This is a genomic window from Streptomyces sp. NPDC048361, assembly GCF_040651795.1.
Classification (GTDB): domain Bacteria; phylum Actinomycetota; class Actinomycetes; order Streptomycetales; family Streptomycetaceae; genus Streptomyces.
In genome coordinates, this window is record NZ_JBEZKW010000051.1 from 23,316 (window position 1) to 37,788 (window position 14,473).

Annotated in this window: 14 protein-coding genes and 2 pseudogenes; 7 read left to right on the forward strand and 9 right to left on the reverse strand. The window is 72.1% G+C overall.

The features are described from left to right. Positions 1 to 128: 128 nt before the first annotated feature. Both AB0D31_RS25820 and AB0D31_RS25825 read right to left on the reverse strand, forming a co-directional pair. The gene (locus tag AB0D31_RS25820; protein ID WP_362727426.1) at positions 129 to 590 is read right to left on the reverse strand and encodes a VOC family protein; all 462 of its coding nucleotides are present in this window, start codon (positions 588 to 590) and stop codon (positions 129 to 131) included. A 212-nt stretch (positions 591 to 802) separates the two neighbouring features. Continuing rightward, positions 803 to 1,405 carry a TetR/AcrR family transcriptional regulator gene (locus AB0D31_RS25825; RefSeq protein WP_362727428.1) on the reverse strand — a complete coding sequence of 201 codons (603 nt, stop codon included), beginning with the start codon at positions 1,403 to 1,405 and terminating at the stop codon, positions 803 to 805. Between the two features lie 129 nt (positions 1,406 to 1,534). On the opposite strand from AB0D31_RS25825, the gene AB0D31_RS25830 reads away from it, so the two are divergent. Together AB0D31_RS25830 and AB0D31_RS25835 are read left to right on the forward strand one after the other, a co-directional pair. Next, positions 1,535 to 2,305, forward strand: coding sequence for a methyltransferase domain-containing protein (locus tag AB0D31_RS25830; RefSeq protein WP_362727430.1), 771 nt, complete (start codon positions 1,535 to 1,537; stop codon positions 2,303 to 2,305). A gap of 524 nt (positions 2,306 to 2,829) precedes the next feature. After that, on the forward strand, positions 2,830 to 3,480 hold the full coding sequence (locus AB0D31_RS25835; protein WP_362727432.1) for a carbonic anhydrase: 651 nt from the start codon (positions 2,830 to 2,832) through the stop codon (positions 3,478 to 3,480). 14 nt (positions 3,481 to 3,494) lie between these two features. On the opposite strand, the pseudogene AB0D31_RS25840 reads toward AB0D31_RS25835, so the two are convergent. Then, positions 3,495 to 4,337 (reverse strand): annotated as a pseudogene (locus AB0D31_RS25840) (DUF6596 domain-containing protein); the annotation flags it as partial. Positions 4,338 to 4,390: 53 nt separating this feature from the next. Here AB0D31_RS25840 and AB0D31_RS25845 point away from each other — a divergent pair. Next, entirely contained in the window at positions 4,391 to 4,870 is a 480-nt protein-coding gene (locus AB0D31_RS25845; RefSeq protein WP_362727434.1) for a GNAT family N-acetyltransferase, read from the forward strand. Positions 4,871 to 5,029: 159 nt separating this feature from the next. Further along, positions 5,030 to 5,287, forward strand: a pseudogene (locus AB0D31_RS25850) (esterase); the annotation flags it as partial. 80 nt (positions 5,288 to 5,367) lie between these two features. Here the strand turns inward: AB0D31_RS25850 and AB0D31_RS25855 are convergent. After that, positions 5,368 to 6,276, reverse strand: a complete 909-nt coding sequence (locus AB0D31_RS25855; RefSeq protein WP_362727436.1) for a class I SAM-dependent methyltransferase — start codon at positions 6,274 to 6,276, stop codon at positions 5,368 to 5,370. Positions 6,277 to 6,525: 249 nt separating this feature from the next. Here AB0D31_RS25855 and AB0D31_RS25860 point away from each other — a divergent pair, with 249 nt between their 5' ends. Next, positions 6,526 to 6,966: an SPW repeat protein gene (locus AB0D31_RS25860; RefSeq protein ID WP_362727438.1), complete on the forward strand. Its 441-nt coding sequence runs from the start codon at positions 6,526 to 6,528 to the stop codon at positions 6,964 to 6,966. Positions 6,967 to 7,123: 157 nt separating this feature from the next. Here the strand turns inward: AB0D31_RS25860 and AB0D31_RS25865 are convergent, their stop codons facing one another. Continuing rightward, complete coding sequence (locus AB0D31_RS25865) at positions 7,124 to 7,639, reverse strand: GNAT family N-acetyltransferase (RefSeq protein WP_362727440.1); 516 nt, start codon at positions 7,637 to 7,639, stop codon at positions 7,124 to 7,126. 621 nt (positions 7,640 to 8,260) lie between these two features. On the opposite strand from AB0D31_RS25865, the gene AB0D31_RS25870 reads away from it, so the two are divergent. Beyond that, positions 8,261 to 9,307, forward strand: a complete 1,047-nt coding sequence (locus AB0D31_RS25870; RefSeq protein ID WP_362727442.1) for a 2-oxoglutarate and iron-dependent oxygenase domain-containing protein — start codon at positions 8,261 to 8,263, stop codon at positions 9,305 to 9,307. Between the two features lie 100 nt (positions 9,308 to 9,407). Here the strand turns inward: AB0D31_RS25870 and AB0D31_RS25875 are convergent, their stop codons facing one another. The 3 genes from AB0D31_RS25875 to AB0D31_RS25885 all read right to left on the reverse strand — a co-directional run bounded on the left by AB0D31_RS25875 (position 9,408) and on the right by AB0D31_RS25885 (position 12,326). Beyond that, a complete protein-coding gene (locus AB0D31_RS25875; RefSeq protein WP_362727443.1) occupies positions 9,408 to 10,499 on the reverse strand; it encodes a polyprenyl synthetase family protein in 1,092 nt (363 codons plus the stop codon). Between the two features lie 51 nt (positions 10,500 to 10,550). Beyond that, positions 10,551 to 11,609, reverse strand: a complete 1,059-nt coding sequence (locus AB0D31_RS25880) for a tetratricopeptide repeat protein (protein ID WP_362727445.1) — start codon at positions 11,607 to 11,609, stop codon at positions 10,551 to 10,553. A gap of 270 nt (positions 11,610 to 11,879) precedes the next feature. Next, positions 11,880 to 12,326, reverse strand: coding sequence for a hypothetical protein (locus tag AB0D31_RS25885; protein ID WP_362727449.1), 447 nt, complete (start codon positions 12,324 to 12,326; stop codon positions 11,880 to 11,882). Positions 12,327 to 12,443: 117 nt separating this feature from the next. Here AB0D31_RS25885 and AB0D31_RS25890 point away from each other — a divergent pair, with 117 nt between their 5' ends. Then, positions 12,444 to 13,385 carry a nitrilase-related carbon-nitrogen hydrolase gene (locus AB0D31_RS25890; protein ID WP_362727450.1) on the forward strand — a complete coding sequence of 314 codons (942 nt, stop codon included), beginning with the start codon at positions 12,444 to 12,446 and terminating at the stop codon, positions 13,383 to 13,385. Here AB0D31_RS25890 and AB0D31_RS25895 read toward each other — a convergent pair. Continuing rightward, positions 13,358 to 14,350: a zinc-binding dehydrogenase gene (locus AB0D31_RS25895; RefSeq protein WP_362727452.1), complete on the reverse strand. Its 993-nt coding sequence runs from the start codon at positions 14,348 to 14,350 to the stop codon at positions 13,358 to 13,360. The genes AB0D31_RS25890 and AB0D31_RS25895 overlap by 28 nt on opposite strands. Between the last annotated feature and the right edge of the window lie 123 nt (positions 14,351 to 14,473).

The window sequence follows — 14,473 nt, forward strand, 5'->3', positions numbered from 1 at the left end:
GGTCCAGAGGGAACTCGCCACCCTGAGCGGTCGGCCCCGTGCCGACCTCGCCACCCTGAGCGGTCGGCCCCGGGGCGACCTCGCCACCCTGAGCGGTCGATTCCGGGGCGACCTCGCCACCTCACCCGTCAGTCCAGGCAGAACTCGTTGCCCTCGGGGTCGGTCATCACGATGAAACCGGGTTCCATCGGCGGGGCGGGCTCATGACGGCGTACCCGCGCCGCCCCCAGGGCGACGAGCCGGCCGCACTCGGCCTCCAGCGCCGCCATCCGTTCCTCACCGTGCAACCCGGAGGCCACACGGATGTCGAGGTGGACGCGGTTCTTGGCGGTCTTGTCCTCGGGCACCCGCTGGAAGAAGAGCCGAGGGCCGTCACCGTCCGGGTCCTCGACGGCCGATCTCGTATCGCGCTCGTCCTCCGGTACGCCGACTCGTGCGAGGAAGTCGTCCCACGCCGCGAGGGGGTCCGCGCCCTGGGACAGTTCCACTCCGGGCGGCCCGGGATGGACGTACCCGAGAGCGTCACGCCAGAAGAGCGAGAGGGCCCGGGGATCATGTGCATCGAAGGTGACTTGAAGGTGTCGGCTCATCGGCTTCTCCATCCGTCGAGGGGCGCCTGTGCCCCCGGCGCCCACCCTGACATCTCATGCGGCCGGAATCTGTCCGCATGCGGGGCGGGCAGGGCGGTGTCGGGAGCGCGTCGCCGCCGGCCGGCGCGATCCGGCCGTTTCGCGCCGCGGGCCACACGAGCGGTGTGTCCCGTGCCGGATGGGTCGGTGGGTCCCGATGAGCCCCGTCGCGGCTATGCGGGCGGCGCGGCCCGCAGGACCCCCGCCACCACGGCCAGTACGGCCCTGCGAGCGGCCCCGGTGTCCGGCGCGCCGCCCTCCCGGTCGGCGAAGAGCAGGTGCCCGGCGCCGATCAGCGCGGGAGCGAGGGCGTCGATGTCGGCATCCGGCGCGATGCGGCCCAGGTCCCGTTCCGCACCGAGGTACCCGGCGATCATGGCGGTGGCTTCGGCGAGGAGCGGGATGCCACGCGGGGTGGTCCGGCGCAGTCGGGTGCGCAGGGCGTCCCGGGAGATGACCAGGCCGACGGCCGCCACGGCGACCGGTCCGAAGAGCTCGCACAGAGCGTGCGTGAGACGGTCGGCAACCGAGCCGTTGCCCGCCGTGTCGCGCAGCGCGGTGGCCTGGGTGTCGATCCGGCCGATGCGGTCGAGCACCAACTCCGCCAGAAAGGCGTCGAAGTCGGCGAAGTGGCGGTGCAGGACGCCCTTGGCGCAGCCCGCTTCGGTGGTGACGGACCGGCTGGTCAGTGCGGTCGGTCCGTCCCGTACGAGAATCCGCTCGGCGGCGCCGAACAGTTGCTCGCGCGCGTCACGCAGGGCCACACCGGTCGGCATCGCGCGATTCCCCCGCTCTCTCTTGCCCCCATTGACGAGTGGGCATGTGCCCACAATAGTGGGCGCATGCCCATTCTGCCGCCGCAGGACGCACGTCCCTCTGGATCCGAGCCGCATCGAGCCCGTCGCATGGCGGAGTCGTTCGGCGAGGACGCGGAGCGCTACGACCGGGCACGGCCCCGCTACCCCGACGCGCTGATCCACCGGATCCGCGTCGCGGCGCCGGGCCCCGACATCCTGGACGTCGGGTGCGGCACCGGTATCGCTGCCCGACAGCTTCAGGCAGCCGGATGCCGGGTGCTCGGGGTCGAGCCGGATGCGCGGATGGCCGGGGTGGCCCGGGGGTTCGGGCTCGCGGTCGAGGTGGCGACGTTCGAGGAGTGGACGCCGCAGGGGCGCGAGTTCGACGCGGTCACCGCCGGTCAGGCCTGGCACTGGATCGACCCGGTCGCGGGGGCCGCCCAAGCGGCGCGCGTGTTGCGGCCCGGCGGGTGCCTGACCGCCTTCTGGAGCGCCTTCCAGCTCCCGGACGAGGTGGCGGACGCCCTCACCGCCGCCTATGTGCGGGCGGTGCCCGACGCGCCGGCCCACGTGCGGGCCATGCTGAAGCCGCCCCTGGACGCGTACAAGACCGTGCTGGCCACGGCCGGCGAGGCGATCGTCCAGAGCGGGACGTTCGGCGCCCCCGAACAGTGGCGGACGGACTGGGAATCGACCTACACCCGCGACGCCTTGCTTGACCAGCTGCCGACCACCGGCCTGCTCACCCGGCTACCGGCCCGCCAACTGGCGCCGATCCTGCGGGAGGTGGGGGAAGCCGTCGACGCGCTGGGCGGCGCCTTCACGATGCGTTACGCGACGGTGGCGATCACCGCGGTCCGAGCGGGCCGCCGCGCCTGAACGGGTCGATGCTCAACAGGCTGCCCTGGAAGGGCCGTTGATGCATGGGCGAGCTCATGCCGTCCAATGCGGCGAGCTCCCAGGGCCGTGACGATCCGGTCGAGAGCGTGCGCGGCGCCGGGCGGTGTGAGAGAGGGGCCGAAGGCCGCACCCGGTTGGAGCCGGCCGTCACCATCGGGTCCGGCGAGGGCGATCGGCAGTGCGGCTTCGAGGAGGCCGGCCTCGGGGGTATCCGGAAGGCCGAGGGAGCGGGCCACGTCCCGGCCGTGCACGACGTAGTCGATGCAGTGGAACCCGACCGCCCGACCGCCGGCTCGCTCGGCTGCCGCTGCGGCGGACTCCCAGGCACTTCCTCATCGCCCTGAGCCGCCTGTCCGCCCTGCCGCCCTGCCGCCCTGCCGGCCTGCCGGCCTGCCGCCCCGCCGCCCCGCCGCCCCGCCGCCCCGCCGCCCGAGGAGATCGCCGCGGCCCCGGAGCCGGGGGCCCCGGATCGCGCCGATCGGGGCACCTCGTAGGCTGACGGTATGGCATCCACTCCAGTCACTCCTGGTCAGGCACTCGCCACACTCCTCGACGGAAACCGGCGCTTCGTCGCCGGAACCCCGGGGCACCCGAATCAGGACGCCGCGCGGCGGGCCGAGCTGGCCCCCGTACAGACGCCCTTCGCGGTGCTGCTGGGCTGCTCCGACTCCAGGCTGGCCGCCGAGATCATCTTCGACCAGGGTCTCGGCGACCTGTTCGTGGTCCGTACCGCGGGGCACGTCCTGGGGCCGGAGGTCCTGGGCAGCATCGAGTACGGCACGAGCGTCCTGGACTGCCGTCTCGTGGTCGTCCTCGGCCATGACTCGTGCGGCGCCGTGGCGGCCGCGCGGTCCGCCGTCGAGGGCGGGCTGCCCGCCACCGGTTACGTACGCGACGTCGTCGAGCGCGTGACCCCGAGCGTGCTCGCCGCCCGCGCGGCCGGCGTCACCTCCGACAGCGACTTCATCGACGCGCACATAAGGCACACCGTCGACCTCCTCCTGGACCGCTCCCGCGTTCTCGCCGACCAGGTCGCCGCGGGCCACACCGGCGTCGTGGGCCTCGCCTACCAGCTCGCCGAGGGCAGCGCCCGGCTGGTGACCGCACACGGCGTTCCGACGGCCGAGACACCCGCCCCGACCGTCGCCGGCTGAGCGCGGCGCCGTACTCACGAGCCCGAGCGCGCGGCCCGCTGCACGAGGTGGTCCCGTTCGCGCACGTCGTGGGTCAGCGAGGCCGCGCGCTCGAACTCGGCGCGTGCCTCGGCCGGGCGCCCCAGACGCTCCAGCAGGTCGCCCCGGACGCTCGGCAGCAAGTGGTAATCCCGCAGGGCGGGTTCGTCACGCAGGGCGTCCACCAGCTCCAGGCCGGCCGCGGGGCCCTCGGACATCGCCACGGCGACCGCCCGGTTCAGCTCGATCACGGGTGACGGCATGATCGCGACCAGGCGGGCGTACAGGGCGGCGATGGAGGCCCAGTCGGTCTCCTCGTACCGCGTCGTCCGCGCATGGCACGCGGCGATGGCCGCCTGCAGGGAGTACGGGCCGTCTCCCGCGCGCTGGAGCGCCTCGACGCCGCGCCGGATGAACAGGCGGTTCCAGCGGGACCGGTTCTGCTCGGCGAGCAGCACCGGCTCGCCGTCGGGTCCCGTGCGGGCCGCGATGCGGGAGGCCTGGAACTCCAACAGAGCGGCCAGGCCATGCACTTCGGGCTCCTCGGGCACCAGGACGGCGAGGACGCGCGCCAGCCGGAGCGCGTCCTCGCACAGACCGGGCCGCACCAGATCGTCGCCGGCCGTCGCGGAGTACCCCTCGTTGAAGATCAGGTAGATGACGTCGAGCACCGAGGCGAGCCGCGCTGCACGGTCCGCGCCGTAGGGCACTTCGAAGGGGACCCCGGCCTTGGCGAGGGCGCGTTTGGCACGGACCACCCGCTGGGCGATCGTCGGTTCCGGGGCCAGGAACGCGCGGGCGATCTCCTGGGTGGTCAGTCCGCCGAGCAGCCGCAGGGTGCCGGGCGGAACCCCCCAACTGCCGTCCACCCGCGGGTGCGTAGCCTGACGACATGCCTGAACTCCAGCTCCTCCGCCTCGACCACGCCCCGGCGCTCCTGGAATTCGAGCGGGAGAACCGCCGCTATTTCGCGGCGTCGATTCCCGACCGGGGCGACGACTACTTCACCCACTTCGACACCCGGCACGAGGCGCTGCTGGCCGAGCAGGAGGCGGGCATCTGCTTCTTCCATGTGGTGGTAGCCGAAGAGGGAGAGGTGCTGGGCCGGATCAACTTGGTCGACGTGGAGGACGGTTCGGCCGAACTCGGCTATCGGATCGCCGAGCGGGCCGCCGGCAAGGGGCTGGCCACGGCATGCGTCAAGGAAGTCTGCGCGCTCGCCTCGGCACGGTACGGTCTCACCGCTCTGCGCGCCAAGACCACTCTGGACAATGCCGGCTCCCGCGCGGTCCTGGCGCGCACGGGATTCGTCCCCACCAGAGGCATGCGACTGAACGGGCAACCAGGGCTCCGATTCGTACGGGAACTGTGACCTCCGTACGCGGACGACGGTGCGGGGCCGCCTCGGCGAATGCCGGACCCCGACTGGAACGGATCGGCCCGCATCGCTGTCTACCCTGCTGAGCACCCCCGAGTGGTGCCTGGCCCGGGAGCGCCCGGGCGTTCTTCCGGCAGAGAGTTTTGTCGACCCATGGGTCTCACGAGTAACAAGGTGCTGGTACTGACCGTGCTGTGCGCCGTGGTGATGTTCGCCGTCACCATCTGGCTGTGGCCGCGTCTGGCCCGTCAACACTGGAAGACGTTCCTGGGCAGGCTCGGCCTGCTGGTGGCGACACAAGTGCTGGTGTTCGCCGCGGTGGGGCTCGCGACCAACAACTCGTTCCTGTTCTTCGGCTCCTGGACGGACCTGTTCGGACAGGAGCAGGGTGTCGGTGTGGTCGTCGACCACTAGAGCCGCCTCGGGCATGGCACCCGAGCGTGTGTGCCGCGCCCACCCAGGGGCCCGGCACACCGACGGCTCCGAGACGCTCAGCGGCGGCGCCGGCCCCCGAGGGCTCGGGCGAGCAGCCCCCTGCCCCCGGTCGGGACAGCCGGCTCCCTCGGCACAGCAGCCCCGGCCGCTTCCGGGGCTTGCTGGGCCTCCGGCGCGGCCTGGGTCTCCGGCGCAGCCGCGTGGAGGGGCTGCGGTGGAGTCGGCGCCTGGGCTTTCTTGCCGCTGATCCGGATCAGCGGCGCGCCCGCCACTTCCTCCACGCCATGCCACAGGTCCGGGCGCGACTCCAGCCACGTCAAAAGTTCGGCCCGCACGGGCGCGGCGTCACCCCAGGTGCCGTACGCCTTGGTGGCGGTGATGCAGATGAGCTTGAGCTCCTGCGTGGCGACCGCGCCCCAGACCGCCGCCGCGACCCCGGGACAGTGTTCGGCCCGGAAGTCGTCGAAGGCCACGACCGCCTCCGGCGCGGCCAGCCTCCTCGACGCCACGATGTCCCCGTGCACATGCTCGTAAAGGTGTGAGGCGTCGACGTGGATGAAGCGGCAGCTGCCCGCCTCCACCCGCGAGCCGATGACCGAGGTCGGGCCCTGTACGATGGTGGGCAACTCCCCATGGAAAGCCAGGTAGTTCGCCTCGAAGGCGTCCCGTGTCAGCGTGGCGTACGACTTGTCCATCTCGGCGCTGTTGGGGTCGTCCGGAGCCGGCGAATCGAAGAGGTCACACACCGTGAACCGCTCGCCGGGGCGCAGATGGCCGCCGAGGAAGATCGCGCTCTTGCCGAGATAGGCGCCAAGTTCCAGCAAGTCACCGGTTTGTTCCGGGAGTTGGGCCTGCCGGTTCAGGAACCAGTCGAACAGGAGCTGATCGGCGGGCCAGAACCAGCCTTTGACATCGGAGAAACGGGCCGGGGACGCGATCGCCGGCTGCCTCGTCGTGGGTGACATGGTCCGGTCCTACCGTCGCCGGATGACCAGAGGATGGCCGCAGGGCGTGGCCCGGACATCCCCACGCTGACACGTCCGTAGCCCGCACGTTCCGTAGCAGTTCAAGGACGCTCAGTAGACGACAAATTTTCTCGAACAACTCATTCAGGCTCCAACTACCCATAAAGGGCAGATAAGCGCACAATGGGATGGCGACATCGTGTCGCAGCGCGGCCAGACGTGCAGACTTTTTAGAAGGAGGCGAGTCGGATGGCCGACGTCTCACACCGCCCTGGAGATATCTCGGGGCACCCCGATGTGTCGGAAATGCGGGACCGCTACGCACGGGTGATGGAAACCCGTGGTGTCGCGGCCGTCGAGGAACTCGTGATCCTCGCCGGCATCTACGCGGCGATCTCCGGCTGGACGGTCCACTTCTCGGCCGCCAAGCCCACCCTCGCCCTCAGCAACCTCGTCGTCGGCATAGCCCTGGCCGTCCTGGGCCTGTGCATGTCGATGGTCCCTGAGAGGTCCACGGACCTGAATTTCGTGGTCCTGCTCCTGGGCGCGTGGCTGATCGTCTCTCCGTGGGTCGTCGCACGAAGCGCCGGCACCGGAGCCATCCTCAGCAATGTCATCACAGGCGCATGTGTGTGCCTGTTCTCCCTGGTCGCGGGCGGCATGCTGATGAGCAGGTCCCGCAAAACCTGACGTCGGGCGCCGCGCTCCGGCCCACGAAGCCCCGTAGACCGTACGGAGCCTCCCTGATCCGGAGCACGGCGGCTCCCCCGCGCACAACGGTCACGCGGCGCCCGCGCCTCAATCCCGGGCAGGACTCCGGGAGTTGGCGCGGGCGCCGTGCGGCCCGTCAGTCGTTGCGCCGCAGCCACCGGACTTCGCCGTCCTGCCAAACCTCGGTCGGCGCGAGCCCGGAGGCGGCGGCCACGGCGGCGGAGGCGTGGTGGTCGGGGTGGATGTGGGCCCGCACCGTCCGTACGGAGTGTCCATCGAGCCATTCGACGAGTCCACGCGCGGCTTCCGTGGCGATTCCCCGGCCCTGCCAGTGCGTGCCCACCACCCAGGCGATCTCGGCGGAGCGAGTTTCGCCGGAGCAGTCGACCGTGGCCTGCACCGTCCCGGCCAGGCAGCCCGCATCGCGCAGCCGGACCACCCAGTTCAGCCAGCCGACCGCCGGATCCGGCGAGCCCGCGTCGAGGCGCTCGTACCTGGCCCGTAGGCCCTGCGGGGTGTACGGCGTGCCGCCGGTGAACAGGTGCAGGGCCGGGTCCGACAGGACTGCGGCCATCTCCTCGGCGTGGGCGACACGGAGCGGCAGGAGGTCGAGTCGTGCGGTCTCGATGGGCTCGGCCCGCAGGGTGTTCACGTCGCGCTTCCTTCCGGTCGGCCGCCGGCCGCCCCAGCGGTGCGGGGCAGGGCGGGGCAGGTCGCACGATCTTGCCACCGAAGCACCCCCGGCGGCAGTACGGAACGGTCGGCGGACGACGAACCGGGCGTTTTGGCCTCCGGGGTCGTCGCGGGAGGCGGCTGGGAGGCGGAGCTGCCATGGACGACGGCGGTTGGGAGCTGGACCTGCCGTCGAGGGCGGCGGCCGAGAACCGGAGCTGTCGTCGACGGTGGCGGCTGGGAGCCGAGCTGTCGTCGCGGGCGACGGCTGGGAGCCGGAGCTGCCGTCGAGGGCTGCGGCCGAGAACCGGAGCTGCCCTCGCGGGCGGCCTCTCCCCCGCACCCGTCGGTCCCGCCCAGGCTCTGTGAGCGCCCTCACAGCTCCACCCGCACGCCCGGGAGTACTCTTGCGCCATGCCTCCGCTCGTTCGATGCCGCCACGTGGACTTCGTCCGCGTCACGAGCATGGCCTGTCGCACTTACCGCTGACCCAGGCCCCCCTTCCTTCCCCCCGTGTCTCCCACGGCGCCCGCCTCACCCCGGCGGATCCGTGACCGCGCCACCCGCGCCGGCCGGGGCATACACCCAGCGGATGGCTCCCATGTCGTACGTGACCTCCTCCCAGCTCCCCGTCATCGACCTTTCCGCCGCCGACCGCGGCCCCGAGGCCCGTCGGCGTCTGCACACCCAACTCCACAGGGCCGCGCACGGCGTCGGCTTCTTCCAGCTCGTGGGGCACGGCGTCACCGCCGCCGAGACCGCCGCGCTGAACGACACCATGCGGGCGTTCTTCCGACTGCCGGAGGCGGACCGGCTGGCCATCGACAACGTCAACTCGCCCCACTTCCGCGGCTATACGCGCATCGGTGACGAGCGCACCGGCGGCGCGCGCGACTGGCGCGACCAGCTCGACATCGGTGCCGAGCGGCCCGCCCGCATACCGGGTCCTGGCGAGCCCGCGTACTGGTGGCTGCAGGGCCCCAACCAGTGGCCCGGCGCCCTGCCCGGCCTGCGGACCGCGGCCCTCACCTGGATCGACCGGCTCAGCTCGGTCGCCGAGAAGCTGCTGCACGAGCTGCTCGCCGCGATCGGCGCGCCCGCGGAGTTCTACGACGACGTCTTCGGCGACCGGGCCCATCTGCATCTGAAGCTGGTGCGCTACCCCGGCAGTGCCGGCGACGGCACCGCCCAGGGTGTGGGCGCGCACAAGGACTACGGCTTCCTCACCCTGCTCCACCAGGACACCGTCGGGGGGCTCCAGGTGCAGCGCGAGGACGGCCGCTTCCACGCCGTTCCCCCACTGCCCGGCGCGTTCGTCGTCAACCTGGGTGAGCTGCTCGAAGTGGCGACCAACGGCTATCTGCTCGCCACCAACCACCGCGTGGTGAGCCCGCCCGGAGCCACCGAACGGTTCTCGGTGCCGTTCTTCTACAACCCGCGCCTCGACGCCCGGATCGAGCCGCTGCCCTTCCCGCACGCCTCCCACGCCCCCGGAGCGACCGCCGACCCGGCGAACCCGCTCTTCGCCGAGTACGGACGCAACGAACTCAAGGGCAAGCTCCGGGCCCACCCGCTGGTCGCCGCCCGCCACCACGCGGACCTGCTGCTCACGGACCGTCCGCTCGCCGACGCCGCCCTCGCGTCGTAGCGCGCTCATCTCACTTGACCAGTGCGGCAGTTGTGCCTCTCGGTTCAGCGGCGTCGCAGCTGTCGGTTCGGCGGCGTCGCAGCCGTCGGTTCAGCGGCAGTCACAGCTGCCGGTTCAGCAGCAGTTCCGACAGGGCGACGAGTTCATCCACGGAGGGCCCGGCGAGCGGCACCGCCCGCAGGTGGTCGCGGCCCGCGGCCACCCGGGCGCGCGCCTCGCGCAGGGCGTACGCGCGGCCGCCCGCCCTCTCGACGAGATCGGCGGCCCGGCGCACACAAGCACTGTCGGACGTGCCGTCCGTCCCGAGCAGTCGGTCGAGGCGGGTACCGAGGGCGGGGTCCTGCGCCATCGCCCCGAGCACCGGCAGCGTCTTCTTCGCGCGCCGCAGGTCGCTGTGGGCCGGCTTGCCGGTGACGGCGGGCTCGCCCCAGATCCCGAGGACGTCGTCGACCGCCTGGAACGCGAGGCCGAACTGCCGGCCCGCCCGTGCGAGCGCGTCCGTGCACTGCGGCGGGGCGCCCGCGAGGACCGGTCCGAGGGCGGCGGCGCAGCCGAGCAGGGCTCCCGTCTTGCGCTCGGCCATGGCCCGGTACTCCCCGAGGCCCACGGCATTCTCGCCGGTCCACGGCCGCGTCCCGAACAGCTCGTCGTCGGCCTGTCCGTGCACCAACTCGCCCATCATGGAGGTGAGATGACCTATCGCCTCGCCCCCTGTCGCCCCGCCGACCCCGGCCAGCGTACGGACGCCGAGGGCGAACAGGGCATCGCCCGCCAAGAGCGCGGGGCCCGTACCGAACGCCTTCCAGGCGCTCTCGCGATGCCGTCGGCGGCCGTCGCCGTCCATGATGTCGTCGTGCATCAGGGAGAAGGTGTGGATCAGTTCGATCGCCACGGCTCCCGGGACCGCCACGTCGGCGGGGGCGCCGGCCGCCTCCGCCCCAAGGACGACGAACGCCTGCCGGACGCCCTTGCCTGCACCGCCGGCCCGCGGCGTGCCGTCCGCCTCGCACCACCCGAACGCGTGCGACGCGATACGGCGCGGGCCCGGGTGCAATTCCCGTACGGCCGTGCGGAGCGCCGGCTCGACCAGGTCCCGGCACCGGGCGAGCGTGGCCGCGGCGGTCGGCCGGGCCTTGGGACAGGGCACGGAGCGGGCCTGGGATGCGGCGTGGGGAGCGGTGTGGATGGACATGCGGTTCCGTTCCTGTCGTGGGGGGGTACGCAGGGCAGCGCGGGCGGCGGCTCAGCGCGCGGCGGCGATCGTGGCGGCGGGTTCGGCGGACGTGATGCCCAGTTCGGTGCGTGCCGTGCCGATCAGGTCGGTGCCGCGCAGCAGGCCGATCGCACCGAGCGCGCGCTCCAGGTCGTCCAGGTCGGCGGCGGTCTCCGCGACGGCGCGGCCCTGCCGGGCCCGTGCCTTCACCAGGCCGAGCCGGGCCAGCGCTTCGCCGCGCGGCTCGCCCATCGCCCGGAACTGCGCCAGCGCCCCCCGATAGCACTCCTCCGCCTCCGCGTGACGGCCCGCCCGGAACAGCACGTTGCCCCGCATCTTGTGGTTATACGCCAGCGCGCTGACCAGCCGGATCGCCCGGCACAGCGTCTCCGCCTCGGTGAGCAGGGCCAGGGCCCGCCCGGTGTCGCCCTGGGCGGAGAGCACATCGGCGATCCCCCGCAGCGCCCAGGCCCTGCCCCGGTCGTCCCCGGCGTCCGCGGCTATCTGTGCCGCCTCCTCGAACAGGGCGAGCGCGCTGTCGAAGGAGCCGGTGTTGCGGTGCATCTGCGCGATGCCTTCCAGCGCCCACACCGTGTGCCGGGCCTCGCCGCGCCGCCGCGCCTCGGCGAGCAGCTGCTCGTGGAGCTGTCCGACGGCCTCGTAGTCGCCCTGGATGCGTCCGGTCTCGGCGAGCCCCGCCAGCGCATAGCCGCGGGCGACGATGTCACCGCCCTGCTCGGCGAGGTCGGCGGCGATGGCGAGGCGGCGCCGGGCCAGCGCGAGGTGTCCGCGCTGGCGGGCCAGGGTGCCACCGCTCCACATCGCCCAGGCCATCGCGCCCCGGTCCTCGATGCCCCGGGCCGCGCGATAGCTGCCCTTCCACGCCCGTTCCGCCTCATCGACGCGGCCAAGCCGCCTGCTCGCCTCGGCGACAGCGAGCCCGGCGTGCGCCAACTCCACCGCGCCGCAAGCGGCTTCGGCCGTCCGCTGCACCTCGACGGCCTTGGCCAGCACCTCCTCCAACGAGGTGTTGACGGACAACTCTCCCAGAGTGCCCCGGTATTCGGGCGCGAACGCTTTGCCGTACATGGTGGTCTCGCTTCGGATCGTGGTGTGGAGCGCGGGGCTCCGCCTTGATCGAGAAGCTATGAGACAACCGGCCGGTGGCGAGTCAGCCTGAGAGACCGTGTGCCGTACATCGGAAGTCTGACGGGAGGTGCCGGGGTCAGTCGCGAGCCGTACTGGAGGATGGTGGGTAGTTGGCGTCCTGGCCCCCGAGGCTGAGCCCGGCCGCCCGCTCCAGGGTGAGGGCCGGGCATGAGCAGGGGCGACGTGGGTGCCCCCGGCCGGCTTGATGGATCATTGGCCGGCGACGGGCGCCCTGCCGCCCTTCTTGCTGTCGCAGACGAGGCCCCTGATGCCGGCCGAGCCCTTGGGCCTGGCGACGGCCTGCCCGTCGCGGCAGTCGCCGTCGTCGGCCGCGTCGCGGCAGCCCTGGAGCCAACGCGCGGGCGCGGCCGCGGCCTTGGGGCCGCCCTGTTCGCTGCGCCACTGTTCGCAGCCGCCGTTCTTGAGGAAGCCCTGGGTTCCTCCGGTGGGGTCCGCCTTCATGCCGGCGAGGGCGACCACGTAGCCGCCTTCGTAGGCGACGTCGTCGTGGAACAGCGGCTTGTCGTTGAAGGCCGACACCGCCAAGGCCCCGATGCCGAGGCAGACGGCGAGGCCGACGGCGAGGGCTATCAGGAGGTTCCGGCGGGAGGGACCCCGGTGGGCGGTGTACTGCGGTGCCTGACCAAGAAGAACCATGTGGATCACTCTGGCATACCCGCGATCTCGCCCCCGTGCGACCCCTGGCCACTCGATGGCTCGTCATCTGTACGCGCCTGCGCGGGAGATGGGGCACGCCCCACTACGCTTGGCGTCGTGACTCTCCTCACCGCCGCCGTGGTCCAGGCGGGCTCCCATCTGTTCGACACTCCGGCGTCCCTCGCCAAGGCGCTGGACCTGATGCGCGAAGCCGTCGCGCGCGGCGCGGAGGTCGTCGTGCTGCCCGAGGCGTTTCTGGGCGGCTACCCGAAGGGACTCGATTTCGGGGTGCGGGTCGGCAGCCGGAGCGCCGAGGGACGTGAGACGTTCCGTCGGTACTTCGAGTCGGCCATCACGGTTCCTGGTCCGGAGACAGATGAACTGGGCGCGCTCACGCACGAGTTGGGCTGTCACGCGGTGGTCGGTGCGGTGGAGCGGTCGGGTTCGACGCTGTACTGCGTCGCGCTCTTCTTCGGTCCGCAGGGGTTCATCGGCAAGCACCGCAAGCTGATGCCGACCGCCGCCGAACGGTTGATCTGGGGATGCGGCGACGGCTCGACGATGCCGGTGGTCGAGCGTGGGCCCGGCAGACTGGGGGCGGCCATCTGCTGGGAGAACTACATGCCGTTGTTCCGCACCGCGATGTACGCCAAGGGCGTCGACCTCTGGTGTGCGCCCACCGTGGACGACCGGGAGAACTGGCAGGCCACCATGCGCCATGTGGCCCTGGAGGGACGCTGTTTCGTCCTGAGTGCCGCACAGTATCTGCTGCGGTCGGGCCTGCCGGACGATGTTCATCCCGTGCAGGGCGATGCCCCCGACACCGTCCTGATCGGTGGCGGCAGCACCATCGTCTCCCCCCTTGGCGAGGTGCTGGCCGGACCCCTGCGGGGCGGGGAGGGGGTGCTCGTCGCGGAGCTGGACCTCGGGGACATCGCCCGCAGCCGTTTCGACTTCGACGTCACCGGGCACTACGCCCGCCCGGACGTCTTCACCCTGCACGTGGACGAGTCACCCCACCCCGCCGTCGCTCAGACGGCGCCCACCTCCACGCGCTGATCGGCGCGCGGCCTCGTATAGAGGCGGCCGCGGACCTCGCCGCGGGCCAACCGGTCCATGGCCGCCGGGAGTTCGGTGAACGGCACCTCTTGGACCGCCGGCTTCAGCGCCCCGCTCGCGATGAGGTCGTACACCTCACCCAGTTCGTCCTTGCTCGCTCCCAGGGAGCCGACGAGCCGGACGTTGCGCATCACCAGCGAGGCGACGGGTATCGAGGCGACGGGCGCGCCGAGGCCGACCAGCACCACGGTGCCTCCCGGGCGCACGCTCTGCACAGCGGAGGCAACGGTCGTGTCGACGCCCGCGAAGTCCACGATCACATCGGGCTGCCGGGCGGCGAGCTGTCCCGCGTCCCGGAAGCACGCGGTGGCTCCGGCCTCCAGGGCGGGGCCGTGGGCGGCCGGGTTGATGTCGACCCCGTACACCGTCGCGCCGAGCAGATGGGCGATCCGCACCCCGTTCAGGCCGAGCCCGCCGAGGCCTATGATGCCGACCGTGCTGCCCCGGCGCACCGAGCCCGCGGCCCGCACGGCGTGGTAGGCGGTGGCCACCGAGTCGGTCGCGACGGCGGCCTCGGCGAACGTCACGTCGTCGGGGATGCGCACCAGCGTCGACACGTGGGCCAGCTCCCGCTCCGCGAACGCCCCGTCGTGCCCGACGCCGGGTGCGAAGCGGGCCGCTTCCACGGGATGCGTGACCAGGGCGATCCCTACCCGGTCGCCGACCGCGAAGTCCGTCACGCCGTCCCCGATCGCGGAGATCACTCCCGCGCCTTCGTGGCCGAGGGTGACCGGCGACTTGACCGTGAGGTCACCCAGGTCCATGCCGCTCATGATGTGCAGGTCCGAGTGGCACAATCCGGCCGCTTCGATGTCGACCACCACCCACCCCGGCCCGGGCTCCGGGTCCGGCACCGTCTCCAGATTGAGCGGTTGTCCCGCACCTGCGAACCGTATGGCCTTCATCCGTACATCCCCACCTTTACCCCTGTATCACACAGGTATTGCCTCGCACACGTGTTCCCTGTTCTGGTGGTTGAATTCCCAAGCTTCGGACGTTTTATGCATGGAACCGGCTTCTTGGCGGCC

Excerpts from the sequence above, each read along its gene's own strand:
- AB0D31_RS25825 (WP_362727428.1), bottom strand. The coding sequence starts at position 1,405 with ATGCCGACCGGTGTGGCCCTGCGTGACGCGCGCGAGCAACTGTTCGGC.
- AB0D31_RS25875 (WP_362727443.1), bottom strand. The coding sequence starts at position 10,499 with ATGTCCATCCACACCGCTCCCCACGCCGCATCCCAGGCCCGCTCCGTG.
- AB0D31_RS25830 (WP_362727430.1), top strand. The coding sequence starts at position 1,535 with ATGGCGGAGTCGTTCGGCGAGGACGCGGAGCGCTACGACCGGGCACGG.
- AB0D31_RS25820 (WP_362727426.1), bottom strand. The coding sequence starts at position 590 with ATGAGCCGACACCTTCAAGTCACCTTCGATGCACATGATCCCCGGGCC.
- AB0D31_RS25880 (WP_362727445.1), bottom strand. The coding sequence starts at position 11,609 with ATGTACGGCAAAGCGTTCGCGCCCGAATACCGGGGCACTCTGGGAGAG.
- AB0D31_RS25845 (WP_362727434.1), top strand. The coding sequence starts at position 4,391 with ATGCCTGAACTCCAGCTCCTCCGCCTCGACCACGCCCCGGCGCTCCTG.
- AB0D31_RS25885 (WP_362727449.1), bottom strand. The coding sequence starts at position 12,326 with ATGGTTCTTCTTGGTCAGGCACCGCAGTACACCGCCCACCGGGGTCCC.
- AB0D31_RS25895 (WP_362727452.1), bottom strand. The coding sequence starts at position 14,350 with ATGAAGGCCATACGGTTCGCAGGTGCGGGACAACCGCTCAATCTGGAG.
- AB0D31_RS25860 (WP_362727438.1), top strand. The coding sequence starts at position 6,526 with ATGGCCGACGTCTCACACCGCCCTGGAGATATCTCGGGGCACCCCGAT.
- AB0D31_RS25835 (WP_362727432.1), top strand. The coding sequence starts at position 2,830 with ATGGCATCCACTCCAGTCACTCCTGGTCAGGCACTCGCCACACTCCTC.
- AB0D31_RS25870 (WP_362727442.1), top strand. The coding sequence starts at position 8,261 with ATGTCGTACGTGACCTCCTCCCAGCTCCCCGTCATCGACCTTTCCGCC.
- AB0D31_RS25855 (WP_362727436.1), bottom strand. The coding sequence starts at position 6,276 with ATGTCACCCACGACGAGGCAGCCGGCGATCGCGTCCCCGGCCCGTTTC.